The sequence below is a fragment of the Candidatus Neptunochlamydia sp. REUL1 genome, from assembly GCF_963457595.1.
GTDB lineage: Bacteria > Chlamydiota > Chlamydiia > Chlamydiales > Simkaniaceae > Neptunichlamydia.
Window position 1 is genome coordinate 957893 of record NZ_OY735137.1, and the last position, 25366, is coordinate 983258.

The 25366-nt window shown below is 41.9% G+C and carries 24 protein-coding genes, 1 tRNA gene and 2 pseudogenes; 9 read left to right on the top strand and 18 right to left on the bottom strand.

The genetic code is table 11. The annotated features are described in order from the left end of the window. Position 1: 1 nt before the first annotated feature. The 4 genes from R2I63_RS05370 to R2I63_RS05385 are packed head-to-tail and all read right to left on the bottom strand — an operon-like array spanning position 2 to position 6309. Entirely contained in the window at positions 2 to 1186 is a 1185-nt protein-coding gene (locus R2I63_RS05370) for a type II secretion system F family protein (protein ID WP_316359653.1), read from the bottom strand. A gap of 12 nt (positions 1187 to 1198) precedes the next feature. Further along, the gene (gene gspE, locus R2I63_RS05375; protein WP_316359655.1) at positions 1199 to 2761 is read right to left on the bottom strand and encodes a type II secretion system ATPase GspE; all 1563 of its coding nucleotides are present in this window, start codon (positions 2759 to 2761) and stop codon (positions 1199 to 1201) included. Beyond that, complete coding sequence (locus R2I63_RS05380; protein ID WP_316359658.1) at positions 2754 to 5099, bottom strand: secretin N-terminal domain-containing protein; 2346 nt, start codon at positions 5097 to 5099, stop codon at positions 2754 to 2756. The genes gspE and R2I63_RS05380 overlap by 8 nt, the downstream gene beginning before the upstream one ends. Further along, on the bottom strand, positions 5089 to 6309 hold the full coding sequence (locus R2I63_RS05385) for a hypothetical protein (protein WP_316359659.1): 1221 nt from the start codon (positions 6307 to 6309) through the stop codon (positions 5089 to 5091). The genes R2I63_RS05380 and R2I63_RS05385 overlap by 11 nt, the downstream gene beginning before the upstream one ends. 327 nt (positions 6310 to 6636) lie before the next feature. Here R2I63_RS05385 and R2I63_RS05390 point away from each other — a divergent pair, with 327 nt between their 5' ends. Next, positions 6637 to 7032 carry a hypothetical protein gene (locus R2I63_RS05390; protein WP_316359661.1) on the top strand — a complete coding sequence of 132 codons (396 nt, stop codon included), beginning with the start codon at positions 6637 to 6639 and terminating at the stop codon, positions 7030 to 7032. A gap of 30 nt (positions 7033 to 7062) precedes the next feature. On the opposite strand, the gene R2I63_RS05395 is transcribed toward R2I63_RS05390, so the two are convergent. Both R2I63_RS05395 and mutY read right to left on the bottom strand, forming a co-directional pair. Beyond that, positions 7063 to 7785, bottom strand: coding sequence for a hypothetical protein (locus tag R2I63_RS05395; protein WP_316359663.1), 723 nt, complete (start codon positions 7783 to 7785; stop codon positions 7063 to 7065). A 304-nt stretch (positions 7786 to 8089) separates the two neighbouring features. Next, positions 8090 to 9136 (bottom strand): A/G-specific adenine glycosylase, encoded by a 1047-nt coding sequence (gene mutY, locus R2I63_RS05400; RefSeq protein ID WP_316359665.1) that lies wholly within the window; start codon positions 9134 to 9136, stop codon positions 8090 to 8092. An 82-nt stretch (positions 9137 to 9218) separates the two neighbouring features. Here mutY and R2I63_RS05405 point away from each other — a divergent pair, with 82 nt between their 5' ends. Beyond that, on the top strand, positions 9219 to 9734 hold the full coding sequence (locus R2I63_RS05405; protein ID WP_316359667.1) for a hypothetical protein: 516 nt from the start codon (positions 9219 to 9221) through the stop codon (positions 9732 to 9734). Positions 9735 to 9764: 30 nt separating this feature from the next. Here R2I63_RS05405 and R2I63_RS10645 read toward each other — a convergent pair whose 3' ends face one another. Further along, the gene (locus R2I63_RS10645) at positions 9765 to 9905 is read right to left on the bottom strand and encodes a zinc ribbon domain-containing protein (protein WP_445083663.1); all 141 of its coding nucleotides are present in this window, start codon (positions 9903 to 9905) and stop codon (positions 9765 to 9767) included. 56 nt (positions 9906 to 9961) lie between these two features. On the opposite strand from R2I63_RS10645, the gene R2I63_RS05410 reads away from it, so the two are divergent. Together R2I63_RS05410 and R2I63_RS05415 are read left to right on the top strand one after the other, a co-directional pair. Continuing rightward, entirely contained in the window at positions 9962 to 10996 is a 1035-nt protein-coding gene (locus R2I63_RS05410) for a CDP-glycerol glycerophosphotransferase family protein (protein WP_316359670.1), read from the top strand. Further along, the gene (locus tag R2I63_RS05415; RefSeq protein WP_316359674.1) at positions 10941 to 12068 is read left to right on the top strand and encodes a CDP-glycerol glycerophosphotransferase family protein; all 1128 of its coding nucleotides are present in this window, start codon (positions 10941 to 10943) and stop codon (positions 12066 to 12068) included. The genes R2I63_RS05410 and R2I63_RS05415 overlap by 56 nt, the downstream gene beginning before the upstream one ends. 246 nt (positions 12069 to 12314) lie before the next feature. Here the strand turns inward: R2I63_RS05415 and R2I63_RS05420 are convergent, their stop codons facing one another. From R2I63_RS05420 to R2I63_RS05435, 4 genes are all read right to left on the bottom strand, one after another. Next, positions 12315 to 13727 carry a hypothetical protein gene (locus R2I63_RS05420; protein ID WP_316359680.1) on the bottom strand — a complete coding sequence of 471 codons (1413 nt, stop codon included), beginning with the start codon at positions 13725 to 13727 and terminating at the stop codon, positions 12315 to 12317. Positions 13728 to 14079: 352 nt separating this feature from the next. Continuing rightward, complete coding sequence (locus R2I63_RS05425; RefSeq protein WP_316359682.1) at positions 14080 to 14238, bottom strand: ATP-binding cassette domain-containing protein; 159 nt, start codon at positions 14236 to 14238, stop codon at positions 14080 to 14082. Beyond that, entirely contained in the window at positions 14235 to 15179 is a 945-nt protein-coding gene (locus tag R2I63_RS05430; RefSeq protein ID WP_316359685.1) for a rod shape-determining protein MreC, read from the bottom strand. The genes R2I63_RS05425 and R2I63_RS05430 overlap by 4 nt, the downstream gene beginning before the upstream one ends. Further along, positions 15176 to 16372 carry an amino acid aminotransferase gene (locus R2I63_RS05435; protein WP_316359688.1) on the bottom strand — a complete coding sequence of 399 codons (1197 nt, stop codon included), beginning with the start codon at positions 16370 to 16372 and terminating at the stop codon, positions 15176 to 15178. The genes R2I63_RS05430 and R2I63_RS05435 overlap by 4 nt, the downstream gene beginning before the upstream one ends. Positions 16373 to 16433: 61 nt before the next feature. Here R2I63_RS05435 and R2I63_RS05440 point away from each other — a divergent pair. After that, positions 16434 to 16506: transfer RNA gene (locus R2I63_RS05440), tRNA-Ala, on the top strand. Positions 16507 to 16552: 46 nt separating this feature from the next. Here the strand turns inward: R2I63_RS05440 and R2I63_RS05445 are convergent. Then, complete coding sequence (locus tag R2I63_RS05445) at positions 16553 to 17560, bottom strand: Lpg1974 family pore-forming outer membrane protein (protein ID WP_316359690.1); 1008 nt, start codon at positions 17558 to 17560, stop codon at positions 16553 to 16555. A gap of 93 nt (positions 17561 to 17653) precedes the next feature. Between R2I63_RS05445 and R2I63_RS05450 the strand changes: the two genes are divergently transcribed. Further along, positions 17654 to 18211 carry a class I SAM-dependent methyltransferase gene (locus tag R2I63_RS05450; RefSeq protein WP_316359692.1) on the top strand — a complete coding sequence of 186 codons (558 nt, stop codon included), beginning with the start codon at positions 17654 to 17656 and terminating at the stop codon, positions 18209 to 18211. On the opposite strand, the gene glk is transcribed toward R2I63_RS05450, so the two are convergent. Continuing rightward, entirely contained in the window at positions 18195 to 19175 is a 981-nt protein-coding gene (gene glk / locus R2I63_RS05455) for a glucokinase (protein ID WP_316359694.1), read from the bottom strand. The genes R2I63_RS05450 and glk overlap by 17 nt on opposite strands. Positions 19176 to 19271: 96 nt before the next feature. On the opposite strand from glk, the gene recA reads away from it, so the two are divergent. Continuing rightward, a complete protein-coding gene (gene recA / locus R2I63_RS05460; RefSeq protein ID WP_316359698.1) occupies positions 19272 to 20309 on the top strand; it encodes a recombinase RecA in 1038 nt (345 codons plus the stop codon). Here the strand turns inward: recA and R2I63_RS05465 are convergent. From R2I63_RS05465 to R2I63_RS05475, 3 genes and pseudogenes are all read right to left on the bottom strand, one after another. Continuing rightward, a complete protein-coding gene (locus tag R2I63_RS05465; RefSeq protein WP_316359700.1) occupies positions 20295 to 21170 on the bottom strand; it encodes a polyprenyl synthetase family protein in 876 nt (291 codons plus the stop codon). The two genes, recA and R2I63_RS05465, sit on opposite strands and share 15 nt — an antisense overlap. Beyond that, positions 21145 to 21648 carry a UDP-N-acetylglucosamine diphosphorylase gene (locus R2I63_RS05470; RefSeq protein ID WP_316359703.1) on the bottom strand — a complete coding sequence of 168 codons (504 nt, stop codon included), beginning with the start codon at positions 21646 to 21648 and terminating at the stop codon, positions 21145 to 21147. The genes R2I63_RS05465 and R2I63_RS05470 overlap by 26 nt, the downstream gene beginning before the upstream one ends. A 783-nt stretch (positions 21649 to 22431) precedes the next feature. Beyond that, positions 22432 to 22827 (bottom strand): annotated as a pseudogene (locus tag R2I63_RS05475) (IS5 family transposase); the annotation flags it as partial. A 199-nt stretch (positions 22828 to 23026) separates the two neighbouring features. Between R2I63_RS05475 and R2I63_RS05480 the strand changes: the two are divergent. Beyond that, positions 23027 to 23395 (top strand): IS630 transposase-related protein, encoded by a 369-nt coding sequence (locus tag R2I63_RS05480; RefSeq protein ID WP_316356267.1) that lies wholly within the window; start codon positions 23027 to 23029, stop codon positions 23393 to 23395. Next, on the top strand, positions 23382 to 23852 hold the full coding sequence (locus R2I63_RS05485) for an IS630 family transposase (protein ID WP_316359728.1): 471 nt from the start codon (positions 23382 to 23384) through the stop codon (positions 23850 to 23852). Before R2I63_RS05480 ends, R2I63_RS05485 begins: the two co-directional genes overlap by 14 nt. Before the next feature lie 109 nt (positions 23853 to 23961). Here R2I63_RS05485 and R2I63_RS05490 read toward each other — a convergent pair. Both R2I63_RS05490 and R2I63_RS05495 read right to left on the bottom strand, forming a co-directional pair. After that, positions 23962 to 24342: pseudogene (locus R2I63_RS05490) on the bottom strand (HAD-IC family P-type ATPase); the annotation flags it as partial. 27 nt (positions 24343 to 24369) lie between these two features. Next, a complete protein-coding gene (locus tag R2I63_RS05495) occupies positions 24370 to 25311 on the bottom strand; it encodes a glycosyltransferase family 2 protein (RefSeq protein ID WP_316359705.1) in 942 nt (313 codons plus the stop codon). Positions 25312 to 25366: the final 55 nt, after the last annotated feature.

The following is a 25366-nucleotide window of genomic DNA, read 5'->3' on the forward strand; positions in this document are numbered from 1 at the left end:
CTTATTGTAAAATTGAACTGACATCGGTAAGGGGAAGAAGGACCGCTAAAAGGATCACTGCCACCACTACACCTAAAAAAAGAAGCATCACCGGCTGAACAAACGAGGTCAGACGCGTTAAGCTTCTTTCAATATCTTCTTCGTAAATATCTGAGAGATGGTTCATCATCTCGGCAACCCGACCTGACTCTTCGCTGATTGAGAGCATTCTAACAACAAGGGTAGGAATCAGTGGGGACTTTTGAAACTCTTCAGACAAGCGTCTCCCTTCAAGAACTTTTTTCTCTGCCTCAGTCACAATCGCTTCAAATGAGGGATGCTTCATCACTTTCTTTGCAAGGCGAAGACATTCAATCATTGATACGCCCCCGTTAAAAAGGATGGAAAAAACGCGGCAAAAACGTGCTATAATGGTTTCAGTGAAAAGCCGCTTGACAATGGGGACATGGAGCATAGCCCGTTTCACTTTTTCTTGACCTCTGGGATGGCGAAGAAAAAAAAGAAAGAATAATAGAGTGCCAGCACCTGTCATGAAAAGAAGGAAAGAATGCGCATTCAAGAAATGGCTAAGTGCTAGAACAGCTTCTGTCATTGGATGAAGTTGCCTCTCTTCAAAAAGCTCACTCATAGAGGGAATGAGAAAAAAGAGAAGGACAGAAATCACTGTGAGGCAAAAAACTCCTAAAAAGGCGGGGTAAATCATAGCGGAAGAGAGTTTTTTCTTTAATGCTTGTTCTCGACCTATCAGTTTTTCAAGCTCTGCAAAACTCTGTTGCAAAGACCCTGACTCTTCTCCGGCTCTGATTAAGGAGAGATAAACAGGATCAAAAATCTTAGGATAATCCTTGAGCGCCTCTGAAAAAAGGCGCCCTTCTTTCACCTGATCACACAAATCAAGGAAAATGGGATGGAGCTTGGTGCGGCGATACTTTTCTTCCAAGGTTAGGAGACTATCATAGAGAGGAAGCCCTGCTCTAAGAAGAACATGAAGATCCCTTGTAAACCCGACTAATAGTGCTGAAGACAGAGTCAGCTGATCCCCTTTTTTTGTATAGGAAACCAATTTTGTAACAAGAATTTGCTGCTTCCGAAGACGTTCTTTAGCAAGCTCTATCGAATCAGCATTGATCATCCCCATTTTGCGCCGCCCTTCTCCAGAAAGCGCTGTATATTGATAGAGTGCCATGAACCTATCTCACTAATTGTAGAGTTCTAGTTGCCGGGTAACCCGGAGAACTTCAGCAGTGGTTGTAATGCCTTCTTGCGCTAGTTTTCCTCCTTCAGAGCGGAGAGATGCCATTCCTAATTCTGTTGCTGTTTTCTGCAACGCGTTTGCATCCGCACTTAGGAGAAGTTGCTGTTTGATCGGACCTGTGACTGGCATAAGTTCATAAATTCCTACTCGACCCCGATAGCCGGAACCAAAACACGCATTGCATCCTTTGCCCCTATAAAGTTTTCCTTTCTTTAGTTGCAAATCCTTGAGTTCTTGCGAAGTGGGCATATAGGCTTCTTTGCATTCGCCGCAGATACGGCGAACGAGTCGTTGCGCCAAGATAGCAAGCACTGAAGAAGAAAGAAGGTAGGGTTCAATTCCCATATCAACAAGTCGCGTAAGAGCTGAAGGAGCATCATTGGTATGGAGTGTACTTAATACTAAATGACCAGTGAGTGAAGATTGAATCGCGATTTCTGCGGTTTCTTTATCCCGAATTTCTCCTATCATTATCACATCAGGATCTTGCCTTAAAATATGGCGGAGCCCTTTTGCAAACGTAAGATCAATTTTTGGATTCACTCCAATTTGCGCAATCCCCGCAAGCTTATATTCAACGGGATCTTCAATAGTCATCACATTGACTTCTTGCGAGTGAATCTCATTAATCGCACTATATAGGGTCGTCGTCTTTCCACTTCCTGTTGGGCCTGTGACAAGAACAATCCCTTGATTTTGATGGATATATTTTTGAAAGTTTTCTAAAGTCTCCTTTTCCATTCCAATCTTATCAAGTCCCAAGACAATGTTGCTTTTATCAAGAATTCGAAGAACAATCCGCTCTCCACAAACAACAGGTACGGTGCTCGCACGAAAATCAATCTGTCTTCCTCCCATCCGAAGCTTGATCCGTCCGTCTTGAGGAAGGCGATACTCCGCAATATCCATCTTTGCCATCACCTTAATGCGCGTTAAAAGCTGTTTACAAAGGTCTGGAGGAGGGGAGTGACGAAATTGAAGAACGCCATCAATCCGATACCGAATAGCCATTTCATTTTCAAGCGGTTCGAAATGGATATCAGACGACCCCTGTTGGATCGCTTCAATAATGATCATGTTTAACAGACGAACGATGGGGGAATCGTCTTGTTTATCAAGTAGGTCGTATTCATCTTCTCTCTCTTCAGAAGAAACTTCCAACCCTTCCCTTTTGAGGCCTTCGATAAACTGAGAGGCTTCCTTCTCACCCTGGTGGTAACATTTTTCAATTGCCTCTTCGAGAGAGGCTTGGGGACAGAAGACCTCTTCAATGTCTTGCCCAGTGATACATCGAATTTCCTCTAACACCTCCAAGTCGTAAGGGTGGGAAATTGCAACGACTAACTTTCCTTCCTTTTCATCAATGGGAAGTGCGAGTTTCTGTTTGACAAAACCATAAGGAAGCTTCTGAATTCCCCGAGCAACAAAAGGGCTATTTGAAAGATCATAAATGGAAGCAAGGCCAAAACGATCTGCAAAAAGATAATCATCTCCTACATCAGCCATCGACATTTCCAAAAAGAAGTTTTAGACTGTTATCAAAGAGACGTTTTTTGCTTAACTTCTTTGCCTCCTGCATCTTCTCTAAAAATTCAGGAAGGTCTCCCGGCCGCTTCATAACAGCCTCTATCCTGAGTTTTTCATGCTCACCCTTCACATCAAAGACAATTTTTGGGGTAATGAAAATAAACATTTCGGTTTTTTCGTCCGTCATTCGGGAGTCCCCAAAAAACTTTCCAATTCCAGGTAGTTCTCCCAAAAAGGGCAGCTTACTGCTTGAATCTTCCGCTGTCTTTTCACGGAGACCACCCAAAATTACCGTCTCACCATCAATAACGCGCACTTGATTTTCAACATGGCGCCGACTAACAGCAGGCCGGTCTTCCTGCGTGTTCTTTTTAATCGTATCAAAAGTGATGTTGGTTTCAAGGGTGACAAAATGTTTTTCATCGTCTGGATGTTCGGGATCATGAATGGTTGGAGTAATCACCATCGTGGTTCCATATTGCGCACGCGAATAGGACTTCTGAAATCCTATTCCTTGATTCGAATCGATCGGTGCAGCTCCATTATCAATTGAAATTTCTGTAACAAGAGAGATCTGCGCAGGGGTTTGATTAAGTGTTGTGACAGAAGGCGCTGCATTGATTCTCACATCTTCTTGCGCCATCAAAAAATTATAGGCGATATCAAATGCTGGCCAAAAGTCGTTCGGTTTTTTTCTAAAAATAAAAAAGTCTACAATCCCCCTGGCAGCAAGCCCTGGACTTGTTTGATATTTTAAACTGGTTTCATGAGTATTGGTTGCAGCAGAACCCAAACGCAATAAGTTAAGACCAAAATCATTTTGATTTTTTACCCTCTTTTCAAAAAGAAGGACTTCAATTTGAACCATTTTTTTCGGAACATCAAGCTTTCGAATTAAGTTCTTAATCTTATCCAGTGTGTCACGCCGGACAACCATCATGACTGAACCTGTTTTTGGATCAGGAATAAAGTTGGTAGTAAATGATTTTTCCTTTTGCGCTTCTATTGTTGCAGCGACCGCTGTTGGAGGGTGCACAACAGTAGAATAGGGAGGAGGACCATATGTAGGCGGAGAGAGTTGTGGCTCAGGCGGAGGCTCTAATGAGCGGGTAGGAGGGAGAGGACTGGCCTCCGGAAGAGGCGTTTGCCCTTCAATCCCTGAATAAATAAGTGACGTATAGACTTTTTCTAAAACTTCAGCAACATCGATTGGATCGCTATGACGGCAGGTGTACCAATAGACTGTCATCTCCATTGGGTCTTCAATCTGTCTTTCTGTCTCTTTGATGATCCGTTCTGCACGCTCAACCATGTCTTTGGGACCAATCAGAACTAAGGACCCTTCGCTCTTAAGAGGAAGGATGACCAAGTCATCCCCTTCTCCTTTTGTTAAACCAACACGTGGTTTTTTTGTTAAATCACCAAAATAGGCGATGAGTATCTTTTCCATTTCCTCAGGCTTTAATCGGCCCATTGGAAAAACGCGCGTAAGTTTTTCATTTTCTTTTTCCCACACAGCGTCGTAAAGGGCTAATAACTTCTCCACTTCTTCTTTAGAAGAGATGATCGCTATCTTATACCCCACCTGGTAAACAAAGGTCACTTTAGGGTCACGGAACCGCTCAAAAAACTGAGACACCCCTTTAATTCTCTCAGGAGGAGGTGAAAAAACGTAGGCTACACGTGTTTTCGGGGGGATGCGCAGTAGATCGCAGGGATCGTTGAGAATTTGGTCTACTGCAACCAAGTCTTGCTTCAATATGTAAAGCTGTCGTGTGTATGAGTTGAGTTGTTTGACCCCAATCCCATTGTGAGAGAGAACAATTTCTAGGAGGTCATTCCAAGACTCTCGAGGGATCGGAATGTCAGAATGCATATGAAGTTTCATCGACAAAACTTCTGGAGGGATCACATATAGGTAATCGCTCGAACCATATTCCATGATCAACTGGGAAAGAGTAGTCTCTTCCTGATCCCAAAGAGCGTATCCCTCATCCTCTTTTTTTGCCTCGGTAACAACAAGGTTGTGCCATTCTTTTTCGAGGTCTTGAATTTCACGACGAATTCCATTCACGTCTTTTAAGAGGTCTTGGTATTCACCCTCTCCTACTCCGTCTTTATGGTACTCATTGACGAGTTCATACTTTTCTTCCATGACAATACGAAGCTTTCGGAGCTGGCCATTGATTTCGTTTAAAAAACTGCGGAGCTCCTTCTCTTCCTTCTGAAGGAGGAGGGAATCCCGCTTTTCTTCAATGGTTTGCCCATGTAAAGCGGAGATACACAATAATAACAGGAAGGCGATTCTATTCTTCAAAAACTTCGTAATCCTCTATTGGCTGCAATCTCTGGTGCGACTTCAGTCTTGAACCACTTCTTTCCATTTCGCTAGAAGCCGGAGAATGGATTTTAGTCGATCTCCCCTTTTTAGGGGGAGGAGAATGTTCAAGAGTCTTCATTTGCGAAATAGGAAGGCGAACAGATTGGAGCTCTGTGCGCATTGGATCAAAAAGCGATCCGCAAAAAACCTTCTTCCCATCGCTGCTTTCAAGTCCATCAAAAATGAAAAGCTCTCCAATAACCTTCAACTTGACAATGGCATCGATTTCGTATGAATTTTTAACAGTGTGCCATCCCCTATCTGTATGGAAAAGCCAATCTCCAACTTTTAATATCGTGGCTCGATTATCGATACGGCAAGAGACGCGGGACGTTGTTCTCTGTCTTAGGCGCGTAAAAACCTCTTCCAACCTAATCGCTATGGGTCGCGCTCTTTCTCGATTAAACGTCATGTGCACAGTTTCAATTCCCGAGGGATCCCAAAGCTCAAAGCTCATCTTAAAAGGGGTGATCTCTTTGACCCTTGCAAGGGGATATCCCTCTTCAGAGCCCACACTCCATTTTTCTTCCTTCCAAACATAGGTTCTCCCTTCCTCTACAAACAGAATTTGCTCTCCAAGAATTTCTAGACGCTCAAGTCCTTTGTAAATTTGGTATTCATCTCCAGCATATTGATCAAAAAGGCGATCAGCTGACCACCATTTAGCGCCTTCGAAAGCATCAATTCCTGCGATTAGTTCAGGATGAAACACCTGTTCCCTTTTTAACGGTTTCCAATCTTCTTTAATCAGATGTTCTCTTGTCTCAGAAAGAAGCACAGCTCCTTGGTTAGAAGCCAGATCGATTCCCATTTGCAAGAGGGTTCTCTCCTCTCCGTTTTGCTTTGGCTTAATCCATAAAGGCGTTGTTTTCTCGGAAAAGACAAGACGGTCTTCTTCATAAGTTAGATACAGCTTTTGATCTTGCTCTACGACTCTTTTTTCTAGAGACCCCTTAAGACCCAACAGATAACGTGTCTCCATAAGTTCACTATCTGGACGGCTCGACCGGGCAAGAAAAAGAATCTTGCCACTTAGCTCAGGAAAAGGAAAGCTCTGAAGCCCTGAATCAACAGCAAGGGGGCCTTCGCCAATCTTTTCATACTCAAAAGCTGAGACCGAAGGGTTCATTTTCTTCTTTTTGGGCATGACTACCCCGCCTTTTTCTAATGAAGCGGTGAATATGTTTAGTAAAAGAAGAGCAAGAGCAGAAATGAGCAGTAGTAGAAAAATCTTATTTAAAAGATTAATACTATTGTGGATATGAATTAACGATCTTTCTTTCGCTATCAATTGCTTCTCATCTAAAAAAAGTTCAGAGTCAGTATCGCGTTCATATTATTCAATTTAATGAAAAATTTCAAAGAAAACAGAAAACATCTAGATTGCAAAAAATTTATTTTATTTTAAACTTGAGTGTAGAGGCAACTAAGTATAGGCTTGGTGCTTCTATGGTTTTGAAAAACGAGAGAAACAATGGATAAAAAACTAAAAGAAGGCGTTAGCGTTCAAGAGCTTGAAAATTTTGGAAAGAAGTATCGATTTGAAATCTTCTTCGTACTCTATTTTCTATTAGCGACTTTGCTAACATTTATCTTCTTTGGCGCTGCGTGGAGTGTTTTCCTAGCAGGCGTGGGGGGAATTCTCGGAATATGGCTTCCTAAAAAGATTGAAAAAGCAGCAAAAGCTGCCTTTGGGTTTGTTTTCAAACAAGAAAAGGCGACTAAGCTTGTACTTGCAATCGTTGGGGTCATCATTTCATTTTTCTTGCCTCCGCTTGTCTTCTTCTTCCTAGGTCTTGTAGGAGGAACAGGGATGCACAAAGCTGCTTCGTCAGTAACAAAGTTGAACGATGATGAGGGAGGGCAGTAAGCAAACTTACTGAGCCGCTTGCAAGCGACTCTACTGTTTGCTGAGGTCCTCTTCTCTTGATGCGATATAGTCAAGAAGCGACGTTTCTTGCACGGTAAAGTGGCTTAAGAGCTGCTTGAATCCAGCATGCCCAATTTTTTCGTCTGCTTTTGCGTCTTTTTCCCATCCTCCATAATGCTTCAACTCCTTCCAGGCGGTTTGTTCACCTTCCAGATCTCCAAGCTGCTCAGAAAGAGTGGCGATTCGAAGTAAATTAAAGGCAAAAAGGGCAGAGTTGTCATTCCTGTCCTTCCAAAATGCAGTATCCTCAAGCATTTGTTGTTTCAGCAGGCTTGCACTTTGCCTTGCCTCCTCATACTTTGCTGCGCTAATTAGAAGCGACGTTCGAGCATAGTCAGAATAGTAAGGTTGATCAGTTCTCTTAAGAGTCCGCCCAATATAGGGCTCGGCTTCTTTTGGTGAGTGAGCAGAAAGCAGATTCTGACCGATTAGAGCATCATAGTGAGCATGAAGCTCAGGATGTTTTTTCATCACCCTTTGTAAACTCGCAAACTCCTCCGCATTCTGGTCCAAAATCTGGTCCCATTTGACAAAAGCATGGGTAGCAGCAATATACTCTCCTTCAGAACCCCCTTTACGCGTTCCCACCTTTGTAATTAAAAGTCCTGCAAGAAGCGCCGCAGGGACAATATATACTAATAACTTCTTCCAATCGAATAACATCCGTCTCGGTAAATCGATCTCAATATCCATAACATGCTCTTGCGTTCAGATAAAAGAACCCATTCTACCTCATTTCCCATTTTTGAACATCCCCATGTTCAGGCTTTTCTCAAAAACAGGGAGTTGAGAACGACTGAAATAGAGCTGAGCTCCATAGTAAACCCTGCGATCATTGGATTGAGAAGACCCAATACAGCCAGGGGAATTCCGATCGTATTGTAAAAAGCGCTGGAGGTATGATAGAACGTATAACTTGTTCTTGAATTCGACTCATTTAAACCTCAAATTTTTTCGTCAAAACTCGAGAAGAGGATACGCTCTTTAGGGCGTGTCCCTAAGGTAAAAGAGCAATTAATTTCTTGGGAAGCCCCTGAGGCTCTGCCATAGACAGTCCTTGAAGGATCCGGCGATGTCCAGAGGAGAAGGGGGTTATGGGAATTTTTTCAAAAAGAATCCATTCATACCCTTCAATTTCCTTATGCAAAGCCCTATAAAGGTGGGGATAGAGAAACGCTTTGTATTTTGTAAACCCGTGTGTCACCTCTGGAAGGGAGCAAAGAGGGGTGAGGGAAAGATCAAGAGAATCCTCAATAGCTGTTCCTCTTTCAAAATAAGGGAATTCTGCAAGACCTGCCATCACCCTTCCGCTTTCCCCTTTCCGAAGAAGGAAAGCATCTTCAGTGTGGATAACAGCAACATCTCGATGGAGGTGGATAGTTTTCTCCCGGCTTCTCTTTATAGGAAGTAAATCCGCTTTACTCGTTCTATTGGCTACACACTCTTTTTGCAAGGGGCAAGAGCTGCAACTGGCTGTTTTTTTGCATACCAGGGCGCCGAGCTCAATAAGGGCTTCCATAATAATCCATGGTTCCTTCTTAGGAAGAAGCGCCTCACAAAGCTCCCATACTTTTTTTTGTACCTTCCCCAGATCTATCGGCTCCTCGATTCCATAGAAGCGGGAAAGGACGCGCAATACATTTCCATCAACGGCGGCCTCCCTTTTCTTAAAAGCAAAGCTTAGGATAGCCCCAACAGTGTAAGGACCTAACCCTTTAACCTTTATTAGCTCTTCACCTGACGAAGGAAGCTCTCCACCGTGATTTTCAGTGAGATACCGTGCCCCTTCATGAAGGTTTCGAGCCCGAGAATAGTAGCCAAGTCCCTCCCAGATTTTGATTACTCTTTCAAGAGGTGCCTCGGCAAGTTTTGTAATGGTGGGAAAAAGAGTCATCCATCTTTTGAAGTAGGGAACTACCACACTAACTTGAGTTTGCTGCAACATGACCTCTGATACCCATACTTCGTAGGGGGAAGGATCTTCCCTCCAAGGAAGGTCGCGGCGATTTTTGAAGAACCACTGACGTAGTTGTTCGGTATCCATATATTCTACTCCACTTCAAACAAGGAGTTTAGCTTTATTGGCATACTATTTGCAAGTAGTGTAGTGCGGCCGGGGGGTAAAAATGGCAAAGTGGACAGAGATCAATCAGCAGCTGCAAGTCTTTCTATCTAAAGAAATTGACTTGCGACGTGAAATATTGGGCAATATGAATCAGCAGGAATATGTTTTGTTGATTGGAGATATTGAACTGAAAAACGATCTTTATCGAGAATGCAGTAAATTAGCAGCGCGCCTTAAAGAGGTCATCAAAAAACGGGGGATTCTCACGCGCATGCTGTTTGATCTTATGCCACTAAACACCATTGGAACAACTTTAGATGAGGTCTTAGACCCCCTTGTCGATATTGAATCTGAAACCCTACACCTTTATCAAAGGGCAAAGGAGCTAACAGACAAAATCCATGGGCAACACCTTCGAAATAAGTCATTACACGAAATGATTCTAAAGGAAGGACCTTTAGAGATGAACAACTCTGCTGTGCACGCAGAAGCAGTGCAAGGAAAGAAAGTGACCCTAATTACTATCGATTACCCTGAGGTTGACCCCCTCTCCTCCCTAAAGGAGGAAGATTCCTGATTTCTCAGGCTGAAAATAGGTCGCCCATATTCAGAGGTTCCTGCGGCTATTTTTGTCGATGTTTTCACAAGAGGAACATCTTTGAGAGGTATATGAAGGATCAACTTCAACATATACTCCTCCCAACCCGACCCCAAAAAAGGACGTCGTCAAAGTGGCAAAGTAAAACACCTGCGAGAGAAAGGATGTTGTTTAAAATGAATTTTTGCTCTATAACAGGACAAAGCATGATCATAGAAAGCTTCCCAAAGATTGCAACGCTGATTTACGGAAATCAGAAACATTATCTTGATCATTTAGCCCCCTTAGCAAGTCTTTTAGGGGTTCCTCTTGTCGTCACAGACTTTGAAATTGAACGTTTAGCAAAGAGCTATTACCCCGATTTAAATCTTCTCTATTTTGACCCAGTTGAAATGGCAGAACAAATGGTCTCGCAGTTTGAGGTCGTCATTTCATGCCTCCCTAAGGACCTTTTTGATTCCCTTTTTTTTATTACAACAACTCTTCATCAAAAGTGTCTCATGAATGTGTGGTGCCCACATGGCAACTCCGATAAAGGTCACTCCTCTTACTTTATGGAGGGTCTTTCAAAAGAAAAACGGGCCTTTGTATACGGTCAAAAGATGATTGATTTCCTTAAGGAAAAAGGAGCTTTTGAACAATTAGAAGACCTCTTTATTTTAGGCAACTATCGGTATGAGTATTATTTGCAGCACATTGATTTTTACCAAAAAATCCTAGAGGAAAAACTCCCAATAAACCGGAAACGTCGCACACTTTTATACGCACCAACCTGGAATGATAGTGAACGCTCTTCATCTTTTGAAATAGCGCACTCCTTTCTGATCAATTCTGTTCCCAAAGACTGGAATTTGATCATTAAACCTCACCCCCATCTAAAGTGTCCTCTCGAATCTCCAAAAGAAAATGTGATCATTCTGAAAGACTTACCCCCCATTTACCCCTTGCTTCAATCGGTCGATGTGTATTTGGGAGACATGTCTTCAATTGGATATGATTTTTTAACATTTCGCCGCCCTCTCTTTTTTTATAACCCCCAAAACCGCAACCCAAATGAGGACCAAGGACTTTATCTCACGCGGTGTGGAACGATTATTGATGCGAATGAAAACCCTTTTGAAAAGATCGATGAAATCGATCCTGTATCCTTTTTAAAAATACAAGACCACGTGTATAATGAGGTCTTTGACAAAGACCAAACACGTGCGAAAATATATGACATCCTCTCCGAAACAGTCTGAAGCATGTGGCATCTGCCTTGCACCTGGAGACTCGGTCAACCACCTTGATCATTTAGCCCCTCTCGCATACATCATGGGAATGCCTCTTGTCGTTGATATTGAGTTCTTGACAGGCGTAATGGAAACTTACTATCCGCAGGTAAAGTCGCTTTACATTGATCACCATGCAAAGATTCTAGAATATTTCGCCCACAACCATAACCTTCTCTTTGTTTCCAGCGCTAACTACCGCAAAGATTTAAGCCCTCTTTTTGAAGTCATCTTCCGAAAGCAGATGAAGTTTTGGTACTGTCCCCACGGAAACTCAGACAAGTCTATTGAAACTTTCAAAGATCAACATTACTTTTTCACCTACGGTCCTATCATGGAAGAGAGGCTGCAAGAAAGCGGAATTTTCGATACGGCCCTGGGACATGTGAGAACGGGGAATTACCGCTATCCTTTTTATAAAGAACACATGGATTTTTACGATAACCTTGTCGAAAAAGAGGTTTTCTCCTTCTTTGCCAAAAAGCAAACGACCCTTCTTTATGCTCCCACGTGGCAAGACTTAGAACACTCTTCTTCCTTTATTGATGTGGGTCTTGCTGTCCCCGAGCAACTTCCAGACCACTACAATCTTATTATCAAGCTGCATCCCTGGCTTATCCACTATAAACCAGGCTATGTCACTCACTTAGAAGAAAAATACCGAGATGTTAATAACGTTGTTGTTCTTTCCCAATATCCCCTTGTCCTCCCTCTATTGAAGCGAACAGATATCTATTTAGGAGATTTCTCTTCGATCGGATACGACTTTCTTTATTACAACCGTCCCATGTTCTTTTTCGAAGGCTCTCAATGGAAAAAACCAAAAAACTATTCTTCCTATCTTCACCAGTGTGGTACTGTCATTCCAAACACTTCCTATGATAAAATATTTTCATTTATTGAAGGGAACCTGAAAGCACAAGAAACCCTTAAACCCATCCGCACGGATATCTATGAGCGTGCCTTCGGAAAACACCCCTCTTTTGATGAGATTAGAGAGGGGGTTTTTGAAACGCTCTCTCAGCACTCAGCTGTGAAATGATTTCCCATTTTAGTCAAGACGATGTCAAAAAAAATGGCTAGGATTGCTGCAGAAAGCGTTCCTGAAAGAACACGCCCCATTTGCATCGTTCAATGACAAATCGATGAAATTTCGGATGCAAACGCCCGGGGTATAAAGACATTTATTGAAGACCTTTTCGAGGGCAGAGACTTAGCTGCCTAGAAAGAGAAAATCCAATAAAGTGGAAGCTCCTATTCAGAGATGAAGGTTTTTTCACCAAAATCCTTAAGAAGGTTCATTGACAAGCTGATCAACTTCTCCGCAAACTTGATTTTCGAACTTACATTCCCACTGAGAAACGTCATCATATTTAAGACCCGCATTGTTAAAGTTTATAATTAAAGATCCTGTACTTTCAGGATCTAGGCCTTGATTCAAAAAACCCTTTGGGTCCACATCCTGAAAATAAATTTTTTGAGATGTTTGATATGAAGGAGTAATTATGTCTCCATCCACTAATTTAAAATCTATATCTATTTTGCCCGTTGATTTTGTTTTATCAAAATTTTTGATATAATAATCAACACTAGCAATATTCGGATTTGGGTTTTGATTGTCCCTTTGAAAAACTATGGGTGCAAAAAATAGTCCATCGCACGATAGAACCTTCTCAGACAATATCAATGAACAAGAAATTTTTTCATCAGAAACAGCGATTACCTGTGGCATTCTAATAAAAGAATCTTGAATGCATGTTTTAAAACAGTTTTTGGAGGCTGAGTAACCCGACAGTAAGTTTTTACTGTGACTAGACTCTGATTTTTTATGCCCAAATAAGTAACTCAGTTTAATTCCTATATCATAAGAGCTAGCTAAGCCATATTTTCCTGATGTATACCCCCCAAATAGTCCAGCTGCTAAACCTGGGATTTTATTTGGATTCCAATTAAACTCTCCTGAATACTTGTTAAAAGATTTTCGAAATGATATTTTTGCTTTTAAGTCGAATGCATCTGAAAGTGGTTGAAGGAGGGAAAATCCTCCGCCAAAGCCACTTTTTGAAAGCTGATAGCTATTTTTTATGTCAAATTTCAGATAATCATAATTAACAATCAACCCTAAAATGCTCCTAAATTTTTTAAATTGTAAGTCTACCCCTCCACTACCTCCCCATAGGTTTACTCCCGCAATTCTTCTAAAGCTGATACAGTTTTTATGGTGACCTATATATTTTTTATCTAGATTTTTGCTCCATGAATGTGAATAACATCCGTCAATTTGGAAAGATTTAATAAATAAAGGGTGCCGCTCGTTTTCGAGCACATGTTTGAACCCAATTCCAGCTGATGCTTGATGAACCCATTTTTTTTGTGAACTTGTGTGAAAATTGAATTTTAAATCTTGCATCAAATGCTCAGTGCTGATTTTGATACCAGTTCCTCTATTACTTCCTAAACAGAACTCTAAAGCAGCACTACTCCTCAATTGTTTTGGTCCACCTTCAAATAAACCAGATACAACACCTAAATTAAAATCGTGAGATAATTGAGCCTGAACGGAAGGACCTAAAAAATTTCCACGAGAACCTTTATTTTTTATCTTTTCTTCAACCTTAATTTCTGAAAAATTAACCGTTTCTGAAAATAGGCTTATCGAGGTTAATAGAAAAATTCCAAAATAAAAAATGACTCTCTTCACTACCATTTACCTGCCGTTGCTTTATGCCTATATATGAAATTATAAAAATTATCTGTCAAGAATTAAACTTAACGGAAGTGTAATTATATGAGCCTATCCCAATAACATTAAGTTAAATATTTTGAGAGGATTAACCAAAAGAATGAATTGGTAAAAACTTTTAAAAGAAAAGTAGGAACGATTTGCATAGAGGAATTTTCAGAAATTCTAGGACAAAAAATATCCATATATGACAAGATGTGAAAGCTTTAACTTAACTCATAAACAATAAACGACTTAGGTTAATTGTAGCGCTCTTTAAGTAAACGCTCTCGTCTTAAGAAAAGATCGGAATATATTTTAACCTATTTAATTACACTTCCTTGATAAGCTGAAGGGCTGTGGTTTTTCCGCTCCCATTTTTTCCCAGTATGACAAGCGTTTCCCCCTCTCGAATTCCTAAGTTAAAATCTTCGAGGACCGTATGATTTGGTGGAAAGGTTTTCCAAATTCCCTTAAAACGGATCATCATTCACTCTCATTGGGGGTAAGCGGAGGGAGTATGACAACGTCTAAAAGATTATCAAGATTTCCTGCGCAAAGGCGTGCTTCAATTTCTGCTGAGACACATCCTTCTTTTAGGGTTTCTATTTTGGTGATAATTGCAACAGGAATGTCTTTTGGAAACACCCCATCCATTCCAGTTGTCACAAGTAAGTCTCCTACATCCATCAATGAAAGCGTTTCTTCCTTGTTCAATTGGTCAAGGGGTCTTCCGCTTCTAAGCTCTCTTGCTGGACCCTCTTCATCTTCAAAGTCATAGTTAAACCCGATGCCCTTTAAAATTTCAGAGCGCCCTCTCCAAAGGGCAGAGCTACTTCCATAAAGCTCTCCTTTTGCCAAGTATTCTCCCTCTCTAGCCACTCGAACAGAGGGGATTAGCGAAGAGTCTGTCAGTAGTCGCACACGGCTTCGATGTTTTCCAACATACTCCACCAGGCCAATTAAGTTTTCCCCTTTGAGAACTGGGCTATTAAGCTCAACCTCCTTTTCGCCCAAGTTAATCCACACCGTTGCATTCCAATTTGCTGCTTCGCGATAAACGACCTCTGCGAATCGAAAAAACAACTCTCTTTCAAGACGCTCTTCAGCAGCCTTTTTTCTTCTGTCATAAAAATCTGAAGTCTTTTTCTCATCGAGAGCAATGAGCTCTTTAACTCGTTTGATTCGAACGCTAATTCTTTCTTCAGAAAGGAGTCGGCGGCGAAGGGTGTTATTCTGATTTTTTAATAAAAGAAGCTCTGCTTGAAGTTCTTCGATATCGGTAGTGCTCGAATGAGCAAAAACTTTTGCGCCAACAGCGGCCCCTGTTGCTGTTGTTCGAACCCTTTCAACAATCCCTTTAGGAATATAGAAAAGTCCCAATAAAACAAGGCCTAGGATGATGTAGGGGCGATAACTTTTTTTTCTCATCCCATTGTTTTTACAATTGCCTCCATGACGTATGTAATGTTTTCCTCCGACAAACCTGTTAAATTAACCCGTCCACTTCGAGCCAAATAGACTCCATACTCGTCCATCATTCGATCAACCTGCTCTGGAGAAACCCCTAACATTGAAAATAATCCGTGCCGTCTTTTTAAAAAACCGAATTTATCTTTTCCAAACTGCCCAGAAAGAGCGTCATATAGCATGCATCGCATCTCTTCAGCCCGCTTGCGCATTTGATCAACCTCGGCCCGCCACAATTCAGAGAGGCCTCTATCTTGGAGCACAGTTGTGACAATTCCTGCCCCATGCCTTGGAGGATTTGAGTAGGTAACTCGCGCCACCCCCCTGACAACAGAGGAAGAGTTTTGAGCGAGCTGCTCATTCTTAGCAAGGACCGACAACAAGCCAATCCTTTCCCCATATAGTCCAAAGTTCTTTGAGCAAGAGGACGCAACAAACATTTCGTGCCCCTGCTCAGCAAAGTAGCGAACCGGCCAAGCATCTTCTTCAAGCCCGCGGCCAAATCCCTGATAGGCAAAGTCAAAGAGAGGAACAAGCTTTTTTCTAAGGATGAGTGTTGAAAGTTCTTTCCATTGAGCCTGCGAGGGATCGCATCCTGTGGGGTTGTGACAACAGGCATGAAGAACGACCAAACTATTTTCAGCAGCGCCTGATAAGGTGTTCAACATCCTCTCGAAGTCAAGGATATGGTTTTCCTTGTTGTAGTAAGGGTATTTTCTTACTTCCAATCCACATGCTTCGAATATACCAACATGGTTAGGCCACGTGGGGTCGGAAACATAAGCTGTTTTCGTTACTTCTAGAGACAAAAATTCACCAGCTAGACGAAGAGCTCCCGTTCCTCCGATAGATTGAACTCCAAAAAGAGTCCCCCGCGCATCCTTGCAAAAGGTTTCTCCAAAAATGAGCTTTTGAGCTTCCTTGACAAAAGGATCGCTTCCTCCCATAGGTAAATAGGTCTTATCCACCTCAAGTTTCATCAAAACCTTCTCTGCCTCTTTGACAGAGCGCAGAGTGCGGGTCTTGAGATCCTCATCGCGAAAAACCCCAACTGTCAGATCAATTTTTTTGGGGTTTGTGTCCTTCTTAAAACGGGCCGCCAGTCCAAAAATGGGGTCTGGGGGGCAGGGCTCTACTTTTTCAAAAATACTCATAACGGCTTATCGTAGCATGTGATTGAAAAAAACTCACGTTATAATTACAATCGTTTCTCATGGGGCGTTAGCTCAGTTGGTAGAGCGCAACAATGGCATTGTTGAGGCCAACGGTTCGACTCCGTTACGCTCCAGACTTCACCCCAGGGTGAGTTCTATTATCTACCATGCCATCGTCTTTTAAAACTCAATACCGAGGCGACCAGTCACACCATAAAAAGTGAGGTCTTCTGCCTGGCGAGCAATTTTAAGCCTCCCTCGATCTGCGTCTTCCATTGTCACCATTTGATTTTGACGCCAGTAGTAATCTGCCTCATAAGCAAGAGAGATAAAAACCTGAGCCCCGCCGATAGGAAAATCTTTATTCAAACCAAAAGTAAAGGAAAGGTTGGGAGAGAAAAGATGAGCAGCGCCCTTAACTTCAATGGGAGGTTCGGTGTGCTTGACCTCAAAGTCTCCATAAAGCAGCGCCCCTTTGATATCCCCCAAAAAGCTAAACCCAGAAAAAAGGTGCCAATTTATATTCATTCCAAGCAGAGGCCCCACTCCCCGAAATCGACACCGATCTTTCACCTTCGTAAGCTCTTCTTGGAATGCGCTATATGTCACCGATTGCTTCTGGTCAATCCACCCTTGCTTAACCCCTAAACTAGAGCCTAACCCCAGAAGGCTTCCTAAAAACGAGCTCCTCTTTAACTCGAAAGAAACTGTATCATAGTCAATATCGTACGAAGACTTTACGCTTTGGCTAAAGACAAAGAAACTTCCTCGCAGGTTCACAAGAAGAGAAGGGGGAATGACTCCACGACCCTCTGTATCTTGAGTCCCAAAGTGTGTGTAGGTACCTAAAACCTCCCACTTCACAATCGGAAGAAAAACCCCTGCTCCAAGGCGGTATCCAAAGTCCCAGTCGAAACTTTGACTTTCCACTTTCCCTTTGCCGCTCACTAGACTATATACATACTCGGTGCCCCCCACTTTCGCATGCCAATAAAGGGGGCTTCCAAACAACTCAACACCAACCCAACCTCTTTCAAATGTGGCATTTGCAAGCTGGGCTCCATACTCACCACTAGGGGTTTTCGTCCCAACCTCGCCCATTTGGTGTTCTAAAACATCCACCCGCCTTTCCATTTTCTCAGCAAACAAAGAAAGCGTGCAAAATATGCTGATGGTCATCCATTTCATGGAAGTAAATTACCACGGCTTGCTCAAATTCACAATCGATTCTTCTTGCATCAATTGTTTAAATTTTTTACTCATTTGTTAAAGAGGTGACCAATGAACTTTCTTAACATCGACCCAAAAATTGTTTTTCGTTGGGATTATTTAAAGTTTCTCTCTGTAGCAAACAACATTCGTGTGCAAAAAATTGTCGAGGTGGGAACGTGGGACGGAAAAAACGCAAAAAAACTCAGAAAACTACTTCCTAGCGCTCACCTTTATCTCATAGATCCCTATCGCCCCACAGCCAGCTACCTTCAAAAAGGGAACCCCACCTCTCTCAACTCGGAGGACTATAAAAACAACTATAAAAAAGTTTGCAAACACTTTGAAAATGACCCGAAAACAACCATACTAAAAACCACTTCCACGGAAGGAGTAAATCTAGTTCCGAGTGATATCGATCTCGTATTCATTGATGGAGATCACAGCTACGAACACGTAAAACAAGATATTCTAACGTGGACGCCAAAAGTTCGTGCTGGTGGGCTTCTCACAGGGCATGATTATAGCTTGTCTTTTCCAGACGTCATGAAAGCTGTTAATGAATGTCTTCCAAATAAATTTGTCGTCGGAAAAGATTCTGTCTGGGCTGTAATTACATCAGATGTTTAGCATAATAGATGGTCCCCAAAAGAGCAGTCCTATCATTGAGAACAACGCGAATCGGAATCGATTCAAGGAGCGCCCCAAACCGCCCTTTTTCTGTGAACGACCGGAGAAAATCCCCTCTTTTCAACACTCCCATAATTTTTGGCGCAATTCCCCCACCGATATAAACTCCACCAAGCGCAAGCATTTTTAATGCGATATTCCCCGCTTCAGACCCGTAGATAGACACAAAGAGCTCAAGCGTTTCTGCGCATGCTTTCGACGAGCCACTGAGTCCTTTTTCCGAAATAAGAAGAGGAGAGTCTCCCGATGCAATCTCCTTATAAACCTCTTCCCTTTCTGCCACTTGCTTTGTCTCCACCATGAATTGATAGAGGTTGTAAAGCCCAGGTCCAGAAAGAATTCTCTCGTAAGAAACATGACCAAACCTTTCTCTCAAATAACGGAGAAGTGCATCCTCTCTTTCATTCCTTGGAGCAAAGTCTGTGTGGCCCCCTTCGCAAGCAAAAGGATAGTGACGCCGTCCATCAAAAAAAATACCTGCTTCCCCCAGGCCGGTTCCCGCTGAAACCATTGCCTGATTTCCTTCTGCACGAGGGTCTCCTTCATTGATCGTATAAAACTCATCTTCCCTAAGCATGTTCAAGCCGTAGGCGTTGGCCTCTAAGTCATTAATCAGGGAAACTTTGTCGATTGACAATTCGCTTTTTAGCTGGTCTGCGTCCACGAGCCAAGGAAGGTTAGTCGCCTGGCTCTTCCCCTTTTTAACAGGCCCCGCAATTCCAAAACAGGCTTTAGAAACATGAACCGTTTCCCCCTTAAGAAACCCTTTCACAATAGTTCGAAGGTTTGGATATTTCTGGCTAGGGAACTTCTCCTCTTTTGCACACTCTATCTTTCCCTTTTCTTCAAGATAAAGGGCTAGATGGGTTTTTGTTCCGCCAATGTCTCCTACTAAATAAGTCATTTCTTTTTCTTATCATGATAGCGAAATTTTAACCATGATTCTAATCGCAAAAGTGTGTATATTGGGAGTAAATGAACTTAAATGTAAGGACCTACCATGTCAAACCCAAGTGATGCTTCAAAGAAAAAAGCATTAGAACTTGCCATATCTCATATTGTAAAGCAATTTGGGGCCGGAGCTATCATGTCTCTTGGAGACCATTCCGCAAACCGCGGAGTCAGTTCGATTAAAACCGGCGCAATTTCTCTTGACCTCGCCCTAGGAATTGGAGGGGTGCCACGTGGAAGAGTTGTTGAAATTTATGGTCCTGAATCTTCAGGAAAGTCAACTCTTGCGACCCATATTGTTGCAAGCTGCCAAAAAGAAGGCGGCATTGCAGCCTACATCGACGCAGAACATGCAATGGATCCTGCTTATGCAGCAAAAATAGGGGTCAACCTTGATGACCTTATGATTTCTCAACCTGACTGTGGAGAGGACGCCCTCAATATTGCAGAAATGTTAGCGCGTTCAAATGCTGTTGATGTCATTGTCATTGATTCAGTTGCAGCACTCGTTCCAAAGTCGGAGCTTGAAGGGGAAATTGGAGATACTCACGTAGGACTCCAAGCCCGCCTTATGTCACAAGCCCTTCGAAAACTTACTTCATCTCTCGCAAAAAGCGGCACCTGCGCTGTTTTCATTAACCAAATCCGTGAAAAAATTGGGGTTATGTTTGGAAACCCCGAAACAACATCTGGTGGACGCGCCCTAAAATTCTATTCTTCAGTTCGACTAGACATCCGTCGAATTGGAGGTATTAAGGGACCAGAAAATATTGATATTGGAAACCGTGTAAAAGTGAAGATCGTTAAAAATAAAATGGCACCTCCATTCAGAATTGCAGAATTTGACATCCTCTTTAACGAGGGCATTTCCCGTACAGGATCGATCATTGACCTTGGTGTTGAATATAACATTATCGACAAAAAAGGAACCTGGTACAGTTATGGAGATAAACGCTTGGGACAGGGGAAAGAGGCGACACGCGAAGAGCTTAAGAAAAACCCAGAGATGACGGATGAAATTGAACGTCTCATCATGGAAAAAGTTCAAGGAGCTCCAAAAGAAGAGCCTGCATTAGCCGCGGAGTAAATCCACAGCCTGCTGAAACTCGGGAGTCCAGATCCCGAGTTTTTTCATTTTACGGATAAATATTTCAGCTTCTTCCTCTAGTCGACGTTTTGCCTCCTCCTTTCCACAGACCTGAGCAATGTTTATCGAACCTGCGCCATCCTGATCCATATCCCCAATATCATCCCAAATCTGAAAAGCCATTCCAAAATGGAACGCCGCTTCTCGAATCTCGTCTACTCTTTGAAGGTCACCACCTCCAAAAACCCAACCATAAACAAATGCAATTTCAAAAAGAGTCACCGTTTTCTTGTAAATCACATCAAGAATCTCTTCTAGAGAACGGTTTTTAGGAAAGATATCCTTAAACTGCCCCCCAACAGCACCCGAAATCCCCGCGCACCGCGTTGCGGCATCCAAGGAAATCGCGCAGGCCTCGTTTGCTCTCTTTGAAAAGGGGGGTTTTTGCTTTGACAAGGACTGAACCGAGTGAAAAATCTTCTCGTACCCGGCAGAAATTAGAGCATAACTAGCTAGTAGTGCAACGGTTTCCCCATGCACTTTATGTAAAGCAGGCTTACTTCTTCTGTAATCATCGTTATCCATACAAGGAAGATCATCAGCAATAATTGAAGCTGTGTGAAAATACTCGACAGACAGGCAGGCCTCTAAAACATCTAAGTCATTCCCCAGAGCTCGAGCTACCATCATTACAATCAGTGGACGAATTCTTTTTCCTCCATTCAACAAAGCATATTCGCAGGCATCTCGTAGCTTGCTCTGATCCCCTAAACGAAGAATATTTTGCTCTAAAAAGGTTTCAAACGTCTTTTTAAGAGGTTTTAGAAGGGTGGTTTTAGGAGCAATCAGCTGGTTTAACATTTTTTAGATTCCTTACATTTGATTTCTGAATCGAGCTGCATGCTATTGAAAAGGTGCGCTTGCACAGCAATACACCAGGGTTAAGGACGCTATTACAACCAATCTGGGATAGATCCCCTAATATAGCCCCAAACTTCCTTAGACCTGTCTTAAAACGAGCCCCTTCAACTTCAACAATAACCTCGCCATGGTCCAGCCTGAAATTTGCACAAATCACACCTGCACCAAGGTTAACATTTTTTCCTAAAATAGAATCTCCAACATAATTAAAATGGGGCGCTTGAGCACCATCTAGCAAAATGGAGTGCTTTACCTCTGTTGAATGCCCAATGATACACTTCTTCCCGGTTAAAACATACGGTCGAATATATGCTCCATGACGCACTTGAGAATCCTCCCCAATAACGCAAGGTCCCTCAATATAGGCTCCTGGTTCAATACACGTTCCCTTTCCAATTGAAATCTTATTAGGATTCACAAGTATGGCGCCCTCGGGAATAGCACATTCAATTTTTCCAAGGTCCCAAGAGTCAAGATATCTCTTTAGCTCTCTTAAACTGTCCCATACGGGTCGTTCTAGTTTGAAAAGATCTTTGTGAAAAAAATCCTGTAGATCAAAAAATCGTTCTGGAGTAGGCACGTACTTGACTCATTCATTAATAAGAGAAAAAGAATAATCTATTTAAGTATTTTTCTTCATCTTCTTCCGCTGTGGATTTGTTGATAACTCCCAATTTCTATAGAGAAAGCCCATTGTTCATATGATGTCAAAGAACTGACAACACTGATAATTATTTGAAGAAACAGCTCTTGTCAACAAGTTATCATCAACCATTCGACAACTCATAAACAACTTTTTCCACATCATCAATTTTTTACTGAATTGTAGCAATTTTTTCCAACTTTGGAAAGTAAACTGTGCGTAAGTTTTTTAGAGATCGATACCCCATAAAATTGCTAAAAAAATGATGGAAGCTGTAATGCATGGTATAACGGCTACACATGAAAACAAGTCCTCCTTGGGATTTAACTTATGAGCTCTCCTTGCCAACTACAACACCCAACCATCTCTTCTTTGCTCCTCTAAACGGCGCTCCTCTGTTGTAAGCTCCCTATTCAAGATGAGAAAACCTACTACTCCCACAGAGTCAATGGCTACTACGGATGAGATAGCCATATGTAGTTTTTGTATTCGCTGTGCATTGGAAATTTGTTTTTTTTACTAACTCGAGATTGGATAGTGTCGTCATGAGATAGAAGCTCAAAGAGCGATACAACGAATTTGCACTGCAGCTATGAATGAAGCTGTATTTTTGGCATATCGAGTGGCTATTCCACGCCATCGTTTTAGGTGGAGAAAAGCATTTTCTACAAGGTGTCGAAGCTTATATAGTTCTTTATCAAATTCTCTCCATTTTTTGCGATTTGACCTCAGAGGAATGACTGGATTTATGCCTTGACTCTAGGCTTGCAATATAATTGCGTCACTATCATAAGCTTTATCGGCGAGCAAATGCTCTGCTGAAATACCTTGGATCAAGAAACTTGCTTGAGTGCTGTCATGAGTGGTACCTTGCGTAACAATAATTCGGACTGGCATACCATGCGCATCCACGGCCAAGTGTATTTTTGTGTTAAGCCCCCTTTTCGACCTGGCAGGTGAGGAGCTAACAATTCCCAGACTTTATCTGAAATATCGTGGCGACGATGCGATGCTTTTCCCATAGAAAATTCCTTTGTTGCATTGGTATAAGACAGCAAAGTATATCAAATTCAAAATTTCTTGACGACACCATCTAATTTAAGTCACTTTAGCTATATAGCTAAAATATTTCGTTTTAGTTATAATTTTTTGAATGACATATTCGCTAGATTTTAGAAAAAAAGTTCTATCAATCCGAAGCAAAGAAAAATTAAGCTTTGCCCAAGTAGCAAAACGCTTTGGAGTAAGTGTAAATAGTGTGTTTCTCTGGTCTAAGAGGTTAGAGCCGAGGCGCACTAAAATCAGACCTGCAATAAAGATTGATAGAGAGATCTTGATGGAGGATATCAAGAAATACCCTGATGCCTTCAACTATGAACGAGCACATCGTCTCAACGTAAGCACTTCAGGCATTCGGTGTGCCATGAAGAGGTTAAGAATTAGCTATAAAAAAAACGCTCAACCATCCCAAGGCCTGCGAAACAAAAAGACAAATCTTTCAAGGGAAAATCGCAGAATATAAACGTTTGGGAAAGCCAATTGTATATATTGATGAAAGCGGGTTTGCCCATGATATGCCCCGCACCCACGGTTACTCCAAAATAGGACAGCGATGTTTTGGCACTCATGATTGGGGAGCAAAAGGAAGAACAAATGCAATAGGGGCATTACTTGGAACAAGCCTCCTTACACTTGCGTTATTCGAGTGCAATATTAATACAGATGCCTTTTCCATTTGGGCAGAGGAGGACTTGCTACCGAAACTTCCCTCTGAAAGTATTCTGGTTATGGATAATGCTTCATTCCATAAAAGCAAATCTATGCAAGAGAAGATCCAGGCTGCAGGCCATACCTTGGAATATCTTCCTCCCTATTCTCCTGATCTAAACCCTATTGAACACAAGTGGGCACAGGCAAAGTCTAAGCGAAGAAAATATCAATGTGGAATAGACGAACTTTTCAAGGAGCACTGCCTATAACTAATTTAAGTCACTTTAGCTATATCTGCCCCGATTGAGCAAAAACAGGTGAAAAGCTGGCCCTGCAGTACCAACCACCATCGATAGCAGCAAGGCTGGTTTGTGGGCTTTAATTTACTTCTGTACGAGCCCTTAGCAACCGAAGGCCATTGAAGACGACAACAAGGGCTGCCCCTGTGTCGGCGGCAATGGCCATCCAAAGAGAGACTAGGCCCACAATTGCAAGGACCAGAAATATCGACTTCATTGCTAAAGCAAAGAAGATGTTTTGTTGGATCGTACGTACTAAGCGCCGCGAATGGTGAATAAGCCAAGGAACACGCGACAAATCGTCAGATATAAGAACGATATCGGACGTTTCAATCGCAGCATCTGTTCCCATAGAGATCCCAAAGCTGGCAGCAGCCATGGCTGGAGCATCGTTAATTCCATCACCAGTCATTGCTACAGTTTCCCATTTCCCCTTTAAATGCTCGACCGCTTCAACTTTATCTTCTTTTTTGCATCAGGGCCAGAATCAGAATCCTACCTCCTGATATTCTGTCAAGACGGCTTGGTGCTTAAGGTATAAAGCCTCTTTCAATGCTGGGATGAAATTAAAAATTGAGTAATCTTCATTGCGATTAAAACGCTTTAGGAGTTCTGAAATTTCTAATTCTGAAACATGCCCCCTTGTCATCTTTAGCGCATTTCTTCTCTTCATTTTCATTCGAAAATAAGATTCATCTTTTGTCCAATAATGATTAATTTGAGCAAAATCTAAAGGTGCAATTATGGTCTTTGCCCCATGTTTTAAGCAAGCGCTGTGTAAAGACTTATGATTAGACACCAATTTTGGTTTACAAATGTCCTTATATACAACCCAATCATTATCACCACAAAAGATAAAACGTTCTGTAAGCAGCTCATCTAAAGGTAAACTTTCATAGTCTGATGATCCAAATACCACCCACTGTAATAATATTTGACCAACATTTTCATCCAAGGAGTCTAACATTGCTTTGATATTATTATGTGCTTTTGTAACGATGAATTCATCTGGGTCAGTCATAAGACACCAGTTAGTAAGGTGACCAAAACTAGACAAAAAATCATCAAGGCACTCCCCTTGAAAACTAGAATGATCCCAAGATTTATTTCTTACTTTGATGATTGTGACAATACCTTTATCAACATACCAATCAAAATTTTTTATAAAATCTTCTGTGCATCTATCTGCGTATATAAAAAAGTGTTCAACACCCAATACCCTGTGATACTCTAACCATTCCTCCATATCCTTCCATTCCCTTTCATATTGAGGATTATTTTTAAACATACAACAGGCTGATAATTCATAATTATCTGAAAAACCACAAAGACAAAAAAACACAAATAAAAGAGTATATCCTTTTTTTACTAGAGAAAGTTGTCTAGGTGACTTAGGACTATTCAAGGCAGTAGTTAAAATTCCAGTCATAATCTGTCTCATATTTCCAATTTATTAAATATTTATTCCATTTTTCTTTAAACAT